8 protein-coding genes are annotated in these 13,488 nt (G+C 47.0%); 1 reads left to right on the top strand and 7 read right to left on the bottom strand.

The genetic code is table 11. The features are described from left to right. Positions 1–45: 45 nt before the first annotated feature. The 7 genes from ABIE29_RS03390 to ABIE29_RS03360 form a co-directional block, all read right to left on the bottom strand. Positions 46–5,013, bottom strand: a complete 4,968-nt coding sequence (locus ABIE29_RS03390) for a beta-ketoacyl synthase N-terminal-like domain-containing protein (protein ID WP_429616840.1) — start codon at positions 5,011–5,013, stop codon at positions 46–48. A 95-nt stretch (positions 5,014–5,108) separates the two neighbouring features. Next, the gene (locus tag ABIE29_RS03385; RefSeq protein ID WP_429616839.1) at positions 5,109–6,560 is read right to left on the bottom strand and encodes an efflux transporter outer membrane subunit; all 1,452 of its coding nucleotides are present in this window, start codon (positions 6,558–6,560) and stop codon (positions 5,109–5,111) included. Positions 6,561–6,654: 94 nt separating this feature from the next. Further along, positions 6,655–8,229 carry a DHA2 family efflux MFS transporter permease subunit gene (locus tag ABIE29_RS03380; protein ID WP_429616838.1) on the bottom strand — a complete coding sequence of 525 codons (1,575 nt, stop codon included), beginning with the start codon at positions 8,227–8,229 and terminating at the stop codon, positions 6,655–6,657. Further along, positions 8,229–9,350, bottom strand: coding sequence for an HlyD family secretion protein (locus tag ABIE29_RS03375; RefSeq protein ID WP_429616837.1), 1,122 nt, complete (start codon positions 9,348–9,350; stop codon positions 8,229–8,231). Before ABIE29_RS03375 ends, ABIE29_RS03380 begins: the two co-directional genes overlap by 1 nt. Positions 9,351–9,721: 371 nt before the next feature. Further along, positions 9,722–9,919, bottom strand: a complete 198-nt coding sequence (locus ABIE29_RS03370) for a YgaP family membrane protein (protein ID WP_429616836.1) — start codon at positions 9,917–9,919, stop codon at positions 9,722–9,724. A gap of 118 nt (positions 9,920–10,037) precedes the next feature. After that, on the bottom strand, positions 10,038–11,444 hold the full coding sequence (locus tag ABIE29_RS03365) for a hypothetical protein (RefSeq protein ID WP_429616835.1): 1,407 nt from the start codon (positions 11,442–11,444) through the stop codon (positions 10,038–10,040). Positions 11,445–11,487: 43 nt separating this feature from the next. After that, on the bottom strand, positions 11,488–12,045 hold the full coding sequence (locus ABIE29_RS03360) for an RNA polymerase sigma factor (protein WP_429616834.1): 558 nt from the start codon (positions 12,043–12,045) through the stop codon (positions 11,488–11,490). Positions 12,046–12,308: 263 nt separating this feature from the next. On the opposite strand from ABIE29_RS03360, the gene ABIE29_RS03355 reads away from it, so the two are divergent. Then, positions 12,309–13,418 (top strand): hypothetical protein, encoded by a 1,110-nt coding sequence (locus ABIE29_RS03355; RefSeq protein WP_429616833.1) that lies wholly within the window; start codon positions 12,309–12,311, stop codon positions 13,416–13,418. Positions 13,419–13,488: the final 70 nt, after the last annotated feature.

Below are 13,488 nucleotides of genomic sequence, written 5' to 3'. Positions count from 1 at the left end.
GCCATTGATGAGATGGCATCTCTTGTCCACTATTACCAGAGATCGTTAGAATTGTGCCGACAGGCTTGCCTCTGTAACCTGGGCTTCCACATATCTAGAAATTGCTGCGATACTTTGGTAGGTTTCAAAAATCTCAAGCGGTGTGATCTCAACGCCAAATTCTTTTTTCAGCGCACGGGAAAACTCCAGCAGTATGATTGAGTCTATCCCCAACCCCATTAGTGAGGTTGATGTCGACAGACGTGAGGGAGATTCTCGGAGTAGCCGCCCTAGAATAGTTTTTACGCTTTCTGTAACATCCGTATCGCTACAATGTGCTATCTGTTGTTCTGAGAGTATGGCGGAGTCACTATCTGATGTTGGGTGCTTGAATCTGTTCACCGCATCAGCAAATTGTTCTTGCTGTTTTCTGGGCGTGAACCAGTGTTTATCTTGACCGAAGCTATATGGGGGAAGGGAAACAACAGCGCGATCCTCTGGAGGGAAATAACCTTCCCATTCAACTGGATGCCCATGAGCCCAGACCTGTGTCAAACATTGGAGTAATGCCGACCAATCATCACTTTTGCCGCGGCGCAGGATTGTCACCCAGTCGGGACCATGTTCACCCACATGTATCTGAGCCATATCTGCCAAAGTGGCAGAGGATCCGATTTCAATCACTATATCGATATTGGTAGTTGCCAAGGTATCAAAGGATTTTGCAAACTGGACGGTCTGACGCATATGGTTTCGCAGATAGGCTCGATCTATTGGTTGGTCGTGTGGCCAGAGCTCTCCGGTAACATTGCTGATGAAAGGAATACGCGGCACGGAGAGTTCACAACCGCCAAGGAGGGGGTCCAAATGCTCGATGACGGGCTCAATTAATGTTGAATGGTAAGCACGTTCTATAGGCAGTATTTTGCAACCGATGCTTTCATGTTTGAGCAGATATTTACCAAGAGTACAGATATTCTCTTTCGAACCAGCGACTACACAGTGTCGATAGCTATTGATTACAGCAATATCAATGGGTAGCTTTATTTTCTTAATAATGCTGGCGACAACGCGCTCATTTTCCGACACTGCCATCATTGCACCTGCTGGGGCATACTTTTGTGTCAGGTTCCCTCTTGCTGCAACCAGCTTCAATGCGTCTTCAATGGTTAGACTGCCAGCTACTACCAGAGCCATGTATTCTCCTAGACTGTGTCCCAGAACCAGCTGTGGCTTGATGCCGCTAGCAGTCAATGTGCACGTCAAGGCGTATTGCAATGCAAAATGCAGGGGTTGTACCTGTTCAGGGGATGTGATCTCCTTAACTGCCTCGTTTCGATACAGTAGTGTTTCGATATCCATTCCCATCATAGGGTTTAGCACTGTGCCACACTGTCGGATAGCCTCGCGAAATACTGGCAGGTTCTCCATCAGGTGATGACCAACCTGTAGCAGAGGCATTCCTTGGCCGGTATAGGCGAAGGCTATCCGTGGTGGAGTTGCCGATGGGCTCAGCGTTGTCACATCAGCAATATTTTGCAGGCTGGCGATCAGATGCTGCCGCGAGTTGATCACGGTCGCAAATCGTGTCTTAAAGTGAGGACGTCGACAGGCTGCCGTGTGGAGGAACTGTCTCCACCCGAGAGTACCGTCATTTTCCAGCATTTTAAGGCAATCGGTACTCCAACGGCATAAGGCTGTTGGGTCCTGCGCACTTACAAGCAATGGAAGGGAGTCGGGGTTGTATGGCACAAGCTCATTTTTGGGGGGCTGCAACGGTGTATCGGCAGCGATGATGTTGACATTGGTCCCGGCGAACCCGAAGGCACTGATGCTGGCATAGCGGGGCCGCGTAGTTTTGCGCCAGGGTTGATTCACTTGTGGGATCCGCAGGGTATGAGGTATCTGGATATCTGGATTAAGTCGGGTAAAGTTGATTTGCTGAGGGATCGTCTCGTGATGTAAAGCGAGCAGCACCTTGATCAGCCCTGCAATACCCGCCGCGGCCTCTAGATGCCCTATATTTGCCTTTACGGAACCGAGGTAACAAGGCTCGTTTAACTCGTTCAGCACGCGTGCCAGTGCGTTACATTCAATAGGATCTCCTAACGGTGTGCCGGTACCATGAGCTTCAATGTACTGAAGCTCCGTAGAATGAATACCGGCACGATGCAGTGACTCTTTGAATAACTCTTCCTGTGCCAGGCCATTCGGTGCCGTCAACCCATTACTTCGACCATCTTGAACCATCGTGGAGCTTAGTAAGGTACCGTAAATCCGATCGCCATTGGCGAGGGCATCGTCAGGGCGTTTTAATACCAGAATGCCGCAGCCTTCGGCACGAACGTAGCCATTGGCGCTGGCGTCGAACGTTTTACATAAACCATCTGGCGAGAGCATGCCAGCTTTGTCGAGGGCACGGTCCAACTCGGTCGCCAACAGGGCATTGACGCCGCCAACCAAAGCGATGTCACATTCTCCTTCCGAGAGACTTCTACGGGCCAGGTGTACCGCTGTCAGGGCAGAGGAACATGCGGTGTCTACCACTAGACTGGGGCCACGGAAATCAAACTGGTAAGCTAAACGATTGGCAATAACGGCTAATAGTGATCCTTGAGCACTGTAGGCATCTAACTGGCCTGAGCTAAGCTGCATAGCACCATAATCAAATGCCGATGCGCCAATAAACACCCCGACTTTCTTGCCTGCTAATATTTTGGGGTCTATCCCCGCATCCTCCATAGCCTGCCATGCTACCTGCAATGTTATCCGTTGTTGTGGATCCATACAGGTAGCTTCACGTTTGGTAATGCCAAAGAACTTATGGTCAAAGCTGTCCATATTTTCAATAAAGCCACCGTAGCTATTTTGCCCATTATGGTATGCACGCTGGATAATGCCTGACTTTCCTTTTTCTAACAAAGACCAATAGTCAGCCAGATTTGGGGCTCCAGGGAAACGACATGCCATGCCTACGACGGCGATGGGACACACCTGAACTTCTGGACGTGATTTTGATTGTTCCTGGACAGTGCCGATATCGAGCAACGAGGCGATATGACAGGCCAGCGCTTTGATATGCGGGAAGTCATAGAATGCTGTAGGCAAGAGGGAGATATTATAATGTTTAGCTAGTTCCCCTGATAGCATTGTTGCACCCAGCGACCCCAAACCTAAATCGGCAAAAGGACTGGTTAAATCGAGGCGTTCGGCAGGAAGCTTTGCCTGTAATGCAATACGAGTAATCAACTCTGCCTCAATGTGTGCTATATCAATGAGTTCAGGCGTGGCAATCTGTTTAATTGTCGCATTGCGATCCCAGCGTGAAATGATAGACAGTGTGTCATTCTGATACGCCAGCTTTGATGAGCCACGTTGGATTTTTCCGCTGGAGGTTTTGCTGGTCGTGCCCGGGCGGATCAGAACTATGGACTCAACGGGTAAATCATGGGTTAAACTGACTGAGCGACGAATAGCTTGAAACATCTCATCGACGGGCCAGCGTTCGTGGTGCCGGATAAGTTCCTGGATCACGACGATACGTTCTTCTTTCTCTCGTTCGATGCCGAATATTGCGCAACAGCTTTCTTTAAACGCTGGATGAGAAACTTCGACAACGCGTTCAATATCCTGTGGGTAGTAATTTTCTCCACGAATAATGATCATGTCCTTAATACGGCCACAAATAAAGAGTTCTCCATTATTCATAAACCCAAGGTCGCCAGTACGCATGTAAGCATCGTTGTCTTTGCCCCCCTTAAGGCGGGCGCCAAACGTTTTTTCGGTTTCGGATTGTCGATTCCAGTATCCCTTTGCAACAGTTGGCCCCTTGAGCCAGACTTCACCTGCCTCCCCTGGTAGGCACTCTGTTAACGTTTCATGATTGACGATTCTTATTTCCATCCCGCTAGCAGGCTCGCCGCAAGATACGAGCTCAGAAGAAGATTCATTTCCTTCTGGAGGGATAATCTGGTTGTTCGATAATGCCTTGGTGGAAAGACTGATTGACCGCGCTGGTTCATCCCATGCCTGTCCTGTTACCAGACAAGCCGATTCTGCTAAACCCCATGCCCCGGTAAGCGTGGTTTTCGGCAGGCCATATTTCCCGAACCGTGATGTGAAATTACGTACGGTTTCCATACGTATCGGTTCGGCAGCATTGAGCGCCATGCGCCAACTGGACAGATCTAGCCCGATACAGTCTTCGTCAGAAATTCGTTTGAGGCAGAGATCGTAGATAAAATTTGGCCCCATACTGTGGGTACCCTTAGTTTCAGATATCGCTTTCAACCAGCGAACGGGTTGTTGTACAACGGCTGCAGGAGGTAATATAACGCCATTAATTCCCTTATAAATAGGGAACAACGTTCCATAGATCAACCCCAAATCATGGAAGTGAGGGAGCCATGAAACCAGAGTACTGTCTGGGGAGTGATTCCAATCTTCGTCGAAATGCGCCAAGTTGAAAAGCAAATTGCGGTGACTCAGCATAACGCCTTTTGGCATGGCCGTTGAGCCTGATGTGTATTGAAGGAGCGCAAGGTCGTCGCCATCGGGTGCCGAAACCTGGAAGTTCCCCAGGGAGAGCGGCAGATCTAAGTCCTCCAGGATTGACCAGCGCAGCGTCGAGAACTCGGGGTAGTTAGCTATGAACTGTGCCGAGCAACCCACAGTGCGTTGTGTTCCCAAAACCAGTGCAGGTTGGCAATCTTTGAGAATGGCAACCAGCCGGCCAACTTTGTTTTCTTTGCCGGTAAGTGGGCTTGGGACCACTGGCACGGCGACAGCATTGGCAAACTGGCAGGCAAGAAAAGCCTCAATAAACTCTAGGCCAGGCCCAAAAATAAGTAGGACACGCTGCTTAGCCAAGCCGTTATCAACCATCCATTTTGCCAGTCGCTTCGCTCGAGAACATAACTCTCTGCTGCTCATCGGCTCGTCGGGACTATCACCGTTACGATAATAGGAATAGGTTGCCAATTGTGAGTTTGAAGAGTCGTCGATTAATGATTCTACCAGAGAATTATATTTCATAATTATCACTCTATTTTATATATTGGAATGGCATTTAATAAAAAATTAATAATATTTCTTTAAGTGATGTGGGCGTTGGATGTTATTTAATATAACTATCCGGCATTATTTTTCTCATGCCAGCCACCACCTAGAGATTTCACCAGTAATACATTGGAGTAGAGCAGTTGTGCCTTGCTTTGTATCAGGCCACGTTCTGCCGTAACAGCGGCTTGCTGGGCATCTATAACTTCGAGATAGCTGGTAAGGCCTCGCTTATAGCGGGATAGAGCAATATGTTCTGCTCGCTTGGCTGCCAGCAGGGCTTCCTCATTAGAAGAGGTCTGCTTTTGCCAGGATTGTATATTTACCAATGCATCATCCACTTCACGCATTGCTTTTAAGAGCAGTAGTTTGTGTGTGGCAATGGCTTCATCATATTGGGCATTCGCTTGTGCTAGTTGTGCATGTCTGAGGCCGCCATCGAAAATGGGTAGGGTAATCTCTAGCGGCCCGAGCGAAAGTTGTCTCGAATTGCGCTGGAGTAAGCGACTTAATGAACTTGAGGCGACGCCAAAATTGCCTACCAGACGAATGCTAGGGTAAAAATCAGCCTCGGCAACAGAAATGTTGGAAGCATGCCGTAATATATTGTGAGTCGATGCGGCAAGGTCTGGTCGGCGTACCAACATGTTTGCTGGCACTCCGGGTTCAATCTCTGGTGACGTGGGCAGCACGTCGCTATGCATCTGAGAACGCGGCACCGAAAAGCCAACGATGGGGTGGCCAAGTAATTCAGCAATTGCCTGTTCCGTAATAATACGCCGACGGTTAGCCTCTTCCATGGCCGTTTCTGCATTTATCCGCTCAACGCGAACCCGAGTGACGTCGAGTTCACTCACAAAGCCTCCTCGATAACGGGAGGTCATCAATTTCTCAGCCTCCAGACGAAATTGATGAGCGGATTGCATCATCGCGAAATCAGCTTCCGCTGCTCTCAGTTGCCAGTAGGCTATGGCAACTTCTGTACTTATGGAAAGCTTTATAGCCTCCCGATCCGCAAGGGCAATCGACACTTCCTCACTGGCTGATTTGACTGAATTATCGATTCGTCCCCATAAATCGGCTTCCCATGCCACACTTGTACCTGCCTGGTAGGTCGGATCCCGAAGGGCGGTACCGCCACGAGCGATACCTTCTTTCGTTGTTGGCGATGTTCGCGCATAGTCTGTTGTCGTATAAATATCAAGCGTTGGGAACCGGGCTGCAGATGCCTGCCGCATCACCGCTCGGGCTGCTTCCAGACGTGCCGCATATATCTGCAACGAGGGATTACCTACCAGAGCAGTTTCTATTAATGCCTTCAACGCCTCGTCGTCGTAGATTTCCCACCACTTTTGGGGAATAAATGTGCTCTGCATTGAACTTGCATTTTTAAACACGGATAGAGCACCATTTAAACTTTCAGCTGTTTCTTTTGGATTAGAGGCGACAGTACACCCAGATAAAAATAGAACGGCGAAAGTGATCGGAATAACCTTACTGTTAGAGTGTTGGAAAATAGGCATGGCTGTGTTTTTCCTGTTTGCCAAATCGATACATACCATAGAATTGGTGGCGTCTCATGTACCGAATATCATGGTTGATTTTTTCATTTAATATTTATTTCCCTCTGGCAATAACTGGGTCAGCTAACCATATCAGGAGGATAGATGCGAGAAGCACCACTCCTAGTATGAGAAAACAGTCATTATAAGCCATAATATAAGACTCTCTCCGTATGATTGCATCCATGGTCAATAGGGCCTGTTGCGTAGCATCATGTGAACTGCCCTGTGTGGATAAAAATACGTTATCAGAAAATAATCTTAGGCGTTCCACCGTAGCCTGTGAGAATAACGTCACTGATTCGCCTAACCTCAGTGAATGTACTTGCTCACGGATCGTTAAGCCAGTTGCGAGCAGGGCGGTACCAATAGCTCCGCCAAGATTGCGTGACATATTGAACAGACCGGAGGCAGATCCCATATTCGCTAACTCGAGTCGTGCGGTGGCAAAATTGGAGAGTGTCAGGATAATGAGGGGTTGCCCAAGGGCACGAAAAACCTGTGATACAACTAACTCGGAACCCGTTGTTAGAGATGTCAGGGTAGAGTTGAGAAAACAGGAGATTGAGAATAGCAGTAATCCTATCGAACAGATAATACGATTATCAAATCGAGTTGATAGTTTGGCTGCTATTGGCATCATGATAATTTGTGGTAACCCCATCCACATAATTACGGCTCCAATTTGGGCTGAGTTGTATCCGGCGATCTGCGAAAGGAATAGGGGTAATAAATAAGTAGAACCATATAGACCAGCACCGGTAATACTTGCTACAACGGATGAAATGATAAAATTACGTCGCGCAAATAATCGTAGATTGATAAATGGTTTTTCCGTTCTGAGCGACAGTCCAATCCAAAGAGCAATGCCAATCGCGGAAAGTGCAAATAAACTGCGGATCAGTGTGGACTCTAGCCAGTCGTTAACGTTTCCCTCTTCTAGTGCTACGATCAATGAGCCCAATCCCACGACCATAGCTGACAATGCCAGCCAGTCAACTTCACGGCTCAGGCTGAGGTTGCCTGGCTCGGCATTTAGCCCCCAAGCCAAACCTGCAATGAGAAATACACCTGGAAACCAGTTCATATAAAAGATGGCAGGCCAGCTATATAGATCTGTGAGATAGCCACCAATCACTGGGCCGAAAGCAGGCGCCAAGGTTGTCGAGAGCATGAATATTGCCAGACCCATGGCTCTTTTGGCAGGTGGCAGATGCGTTAGCGTTAGCGTCATTGCCGTAGGGATAAGAGCTCCCCCAGTAAAGCCCTGGAATATTCGAAAAATAATCATGCTGGGAAGATTCCAGGCCATCCCGCAAAGGGTAGAGAAAATCATAAACAGTAGTGCATTGGTTAACATAAAACGGCGTAGGCCAAATAGTCGGCATAACAATGGCGTCATCGGGATGATAACAATCTCAGCGGCAAGATAACTGGTAGTTATCCAAGCACCTTCCTCTTGGGTGGCGGATAGGGTGCCAAGAATGTCTCTGAGTGAAGCGTTGGTGATTTGGACATCCAAAATTGCCATAAATACACCGAGAATGGCGGCAAGTACGGCAACCCATGTTCTGGTCTCTACCTTATCTGCTGCCTCGACAGGTGTGCTGGTGGTTCTCAGGGCTGGCATTACAGTTTGTCCTCACTTAACCACTGTACGGCCATCTCGCTATCGAGGTTTTTTTTCTGACGCTTATCGACCTCAACGATCACGGACATTCCAGGAGAGACCCGTTCTGTAATATCTTTGATATCTCGCGGGTCAAAAACGATCTTGACGGGAACCCGTTGTACGATCTTGGTGAAGTTGCCAGTAGCGTTATCCGGTGGAAGTAATGAAAACTGGGCACCGGATGCCGGAGAAATACTGTCGATGATACCAATGAACTTTTTATCGGGTAGGGCATCAATACGAATGCTCGCCTTCTGCCCCCTTGTGAGACCGCTTAACTGTGTCTCCTTAAAATTAGCGGTTACCCATCTTTCTTGTTGTACCACTGCGAGCAGCTGTTGGCCTGGTTGCACGCGGCTACCAATCTCCAGAGACTTTCTGCCAATGTATCCATCAACTGGTGAGATTATCGTATGGTATCCAAGTTGAGTCTCAGCATCCTTAAGCTGGGCAACTAACAGTTTTTTCTGCTCTAATTGGGCTTTTTTGGCATACTCGCTGGCGATGACATTTGCGCGGGCTGCGTGCTCTCGTTCAATCGCCGCCCGCAGATCCGCTATGGCGATATCGTTGGTTGCAATAGCGGAGTTCAACTCATTTTTTGATACGGCTTTCATATCTTCCCGATATAAATTCCGATAGCGTAATGCTTCTGATTCCGAGCGTTTTTTCTCAGCCTTGGCGCGAATCACCTGAGATAATAAGGCCTCGGCTTCCGCTCGGTCTGCACTGATTTTGGCATCAATTTGTTTGTCTTGGGCTTCGATAAGGGAAATCTTAGCTCGAATTTGCTCGATTTTTATATGCTGATCCAACGGATCAAGAGTAGCAAGAATATCTCCAGCTTTTACTCTCTGGTTATCCGTTACTATCACATTGGTTACAACACCGGGAACGCGTGTGGATATAATGCTTACGTGCCCAGTCACGTAAGCATTATTTGTTTCCTCAAAATAGTAGCCGTGCCAAACCATCCTGCCAATGACAGCTATACCAACAATGAGTCCACACAAAAACAGATATCTCACTCGATTGTTGCGCACGCTATTATTGGCTAGGACGATATCCTTTTCTTCCATCTCCTATTACCCCTATTCTTTACCCACCAGGTTGTTATTCCGTTGTACTATTCTCTGGAATCGGAGGAGGAAGTCAGCAGGTTTTTCTCTTCACATGGTTTGCAGACAATACGGCGGTTGCGAATAGTCGCAATAAGCCCCATCGTCCAGCAAGCAGGGCATCCGCGCAGCATGACAAAGCCTATAACTAACAGAGGAATACTCCATAAAGGAGAGTGTGTTAACTGAAAAATTGCCAAACCGAGACAACCAAACCCAATACATCCTCTGAGCAGATGTATAGATACAGAGCGACTACTGAACATAATGACAACCTCCAGGCTACTGTTTTCCGGAATAACTTCCAAGGATATTTCGGCCTCTGGCCTCGGTTAATTTAACTTCCGTCCACCAACCGCACACATCGGACAAAAACCAAGCACTCCGGTACAGGCCAGAACCCCCCCTGCGACGATAGCGATCCACATCACCACCACCGAGGGGGCAAAAGCGAAACCGAGGCCAGCAATACAAGCACCAACACATACTCGGCACAGACGTTCAAACCCAGGGACATTTTTCTTGAACATTCCTCATTCCTTGTCATTATTGAAGATACTTATAAGAGTCTGCACAGATTAAAAAGGATTCGTGATTTATTCGTTAATAACTAAAATTTTGGTTATTTTATTTAAAATGTATTAATTATCAGTCGGATAGGCTATCTATCTTTGTTGAGTGCCCGACGAAAACCACGGGTTTCTGCCCAGTGAAATTGATTGTCATCCTGGTTCTATCTTCAGCAAAATCATAAACTATGACGCCATGTAGGCTGCTGAGGTACAAAAAAGGCGTTCCAGGGATGGTATCAACAGTGTAGGGAGTGGTGTCGATCTGCTGTGGTAGGTAACGCACAGGGCCGTCAGCGAATCCGAGTTGGTGATCATGAGTGTCTGTTAGCAAAATGCGTTTATAAAGCTGCATAGTTGCACAATCGACCAAGTCTATCCTATCCCGGTATCCGGGGATTACGAGTAACTCGTGGCCGGAATAATACGTTTTCCTGTGTGATTGCCCACGCAACAACTCCGCTGAGTCATACCCTGCCTCCCGTTCTATCTCGCCTTTGTTTAAGCGGTATTTATCTACTCGTGCATTGCCAAAAGTATAAAGATAGCGATCATTGGTGACCAGATTATGTGATGACAAATAGAATACATCCGCCTGTTCTTGATCCCACTCGATATGCGCTGGGCCAATAGGAAGATGATAACGACGTGTTTTCCCTCCGTTATTTGATATCAGGATCATCTCCGAGAGGGTGATGCCGGCATCGATAAGACTTTGCTTCTCATTGAGAGATAATTGCTCAAAGTTTTCATCCAACGGCATCGATTTTTTTGGATGTTGTGACATTTCGACCAGAAAAATCGTGTCCCCATCGGGAGATATGTCTGTGTAGTGTATTGCGTCTGGCCCGTTTAATGAGTGTAATACAACGAAAGTTTGCTGATGAAGGTCGTAATATCCGCACTCAATAGCTACAGTTCGATTACGGTCTTGCGCGCGAAGAAAGGTATCAGCCGCTGGCCAACGGCTGAAGTATATCCTGCCATTCTGTATTTTGTTAGTCGATGAATACATTGGGTGATAGTCAATCGCGGTATCGTAGATGATTTTATATGCATCTGTCTGCATATCTACACCAAGAATGAAACCACCATGGAAGAAACTCATATAAATCCAGCCATTATATATTTCTGCTGAATGTATAAAGTGTGAAACTTCGATATAATTATGGGGAGAGCGATTCCAGGGGGCGCTAGTGCCATCCAGGCCCGACATGTTGGCACAGATAGTGGTAAGGTAGTCTTGTAGGTCAATCGTCCAACATATGACCTCCGCATTGGCAATGTCGACAAGGTAGCAATAATGTTTCCCATCCTGTCCTGAACCGGGAATAAATAACTTATCGGAGAGGTTTTCAGGAACGGCCCCACAATATGGGGCCTGGTAAGTCTTACGGGATATGCTAACCAGTTGTTGGACAGAAGTTCCTAGATTGGCAACAGAGGCTTGGCAGCCAGAACTCTTGCAGTTTTTTGAAAAGAACATTTATATCAAAATCTCCTAAGGTTATTATCCTAATAGTTAGTGATTAATGCATGTCCTTGGCTATTTTATGGCCTATGTAGCCATTGGCTTCCAGTCTCTTGCGTACAATGGTTCTGGCACGATGGAGGCGGCTTTTCACGGCTTCAATACTGAGCCCCAGCTTATCGGCAACCTCAGGAGCAGTTAACTCGTTAATATCGCGTAGGATCAACACTGTACGGTAGGAATAGGGAAGCGAGATAATTGCTTTGCTCAAATCAATGTGGAGATCTACCTGTGCTTCAGGGCTACTGGGTTCCAGAAATTGAGGTTCATCAAGAAAATTCGAATCCTTTTTTTTTCGAAAAATACGATAACACTCGCGTTCAACGATTCGAAATAACCACGATGAAAGCGTCGCTGCCGTACGTAGGGCTCCGATTCTTCGATATAACACCCAGAGAGCTACCTGTACAGCCTCTTCTGCATCTTCACTCGTGGAACACATCTTGCGAGAGAAGCGATGTAAGTCAGGCTGGCATTTTTCAAGCAAAGCAACAATAGCCTCTTCATTCCCATTACGGGCTGACTCCACAAGGTTTTGTTCAATATTTTTTATCATTCTCACCCACCATTATCATTACGTGAAGTGTTTTTGTATCATAGTGTTCCTAAAAATAAAAAAGGATTCAAAATTTTTTTACTTTCTTATAATCCTGAGCGATAGATCACGAGTGAATATTTTTCATCGACAATTCCCTTGCAAATGATTCTCTCTTTGAGTTCTTTTATATCATTAAGGGATTGATGGAGCACTAGCGTGCTAGTCAGGCCCTTTTATAATGTTAGTAATTTAGGATAAATGAGATTATGCATGGCAATAATATGATCAAAAAAACTACGGAAGTTGAAAGTGGGCCTGCGAAGTTCGTGCTGGATGGTGTTGTTCATTCATTCAGAACTTTTTCAGCCTTATCTTGGGAGGCTCTTAAGATAAAAATCTCTGAGGAAGCGGAAAGATGTGCTATAGCAAGGCTATCGATATATTGCGCAGAGCAGGGGGATTTTGTCAATTATCATGAGGAACTGGCTTCGTTATTCCCATCTACGCCTCCGGCAATTGAATTCTTGACACAAATGCCACTAAACGAAGCATGCTTTGTTGCAATATCGTGGGGGTATGAGGCGTGCTCTGACAGTAGGATTTCGCCGTATTGTAATACGGAAAACTGGAGAATTGTCTCGGCGACGGTTCCCAATGGAGTTGATAATTGCCACCAGAGTATGCAGGAGGCATTACATCATGTTGAGCAGAAACTTGGGGAACATGGTTTCATCTATCAGGATGTTGTTCGAACATGGATCTATGTGGGGGGAATAACGCATTTCAGCAATGGTGTCGAGCATTACGAATCGATCAATCATTCAAGAAAAGAATATTACGACAGGGTCTTTGGCGAAAATGCGGCGGTGAAGTATCCGGCTAGTACGGGTATTGGCATGGATAACCGCGATATTGTGATCACCGCTCTGGCTTATAGAAAGCGCCCGTTTGAAGATATCTCCCCTGTCGAGAATCTGGCGCAAACTGAAGCGTGGCATTATCCATCTCATTTGGCGAAAGTACCTCCTACTTTTTCGCGGGCCTACCGCATTAGCACCCCGTCGGGAACGCTCTCTTTAATCTCAGGAACGGCAAGTATCATTGGAGCCGAGACTGTGCATATCGGCGACGTTCAGGCACAGACTGAAGTAACGATTGACAATCTTGAACGTGTTGTTGCCAGTTGCGTCCAGCAGACTGGTATCGTTGAACCGCTTTCATTCGTTATTCACTATGTTTGCTATGTCAAAAATCCGGAGGACCTGGAAACGGTTCGACAGGTATGCAATAGGAGATTGCCGATTTCGGCGAATCGGATCTTTGTCAAGGCCGATGTCTGCAGAGACAACTTGCTGGTAGAAATTGAAGCTGTGACCTACGAGGCTCAATAAGGCACGTAGCTGAGGCGCATTGGTTTCATACGGTGCGCCAAACTTCATATTTGAAATAATCCTGACCCTG

It is taken from the genome of Serratia sp. 2723 (assembly GCF_050434425.1).
Lineage (GTDB): Bacteria > Pseudomonadota > Gammaproteobacteria > Enterobacterales > Enterobacteriaceae > Chania.
The sequence above is the reverse complement of the archived record's forward strand: the minus strand, read 5'-3'. Positions and strand labels throughout refer to the sequence as shown.

What these genes read in the sequence shown, in the direction of transcription:
- ABIE29_RS03375 (WP_429616837.1), bottom strand. Translation starts at nt 9,350, where the DNA reads ATGGAAGAAAAGGATATCGTCCTAGCCAATAATAGCGTGCGCAACAAT.
- ABIE29_RS03385 (WP_429616839.1), bottom strand. Translation starts at nt 6,560, where the DNA reads ATGCCTATTTTCCAACACTCTAACAGTAAGGTTATTCCGATCACTTTC.
- ABIE29_RS03380 (WP_429616838.1), bottom strand. Translation starts at nt 8,229, where the DNA reads ATGCCAGCCCTGAGAACCACCAGCACACCTGTCGAGGCAGCAGATAAG.
- ABIE29_RS03365 (WP_429616835.1), bottom strand. Translation starts at nt 11,444, where the DNA reads ATGTTCTTTTCAAAAAACTGCAAGAGTTCTGGCTGCCAAGCCTCTGTT.
- ABIE29_RS03390 (WP_429616840.1), bottom strand. Translation starts at nt 5,013, where the DNA reads ATGAAATATAATTCTCTGGTAGAATCATTAATCGACGACTCTTCAAAC.
- ABIE29_RS03355 (WP_429616833.1), top strand. Translation starts at nt 12,309, where the DNA reads ATGATCAAAAAAACTACGGAAGTTGAAAGTGGGCCTGCGAAGTTCGTG.
- ABIE29_RS03370 (WP_429616836.1), bottom strand. Translation starts at nt 9,919, where the DNA reads ATGTTCAAGAAAAATGTCCCTGGGTTTGAACGTCTGTGCCGAGTATGT.
- ABIE29_RS03360 (WP_429616834.1), bottom strand. Translation starts at nt 12,045, where the DNA reads ATGATAAAAAATATTGAACAAAACCTTGTGGAGTCAGCCCGTAATGGG.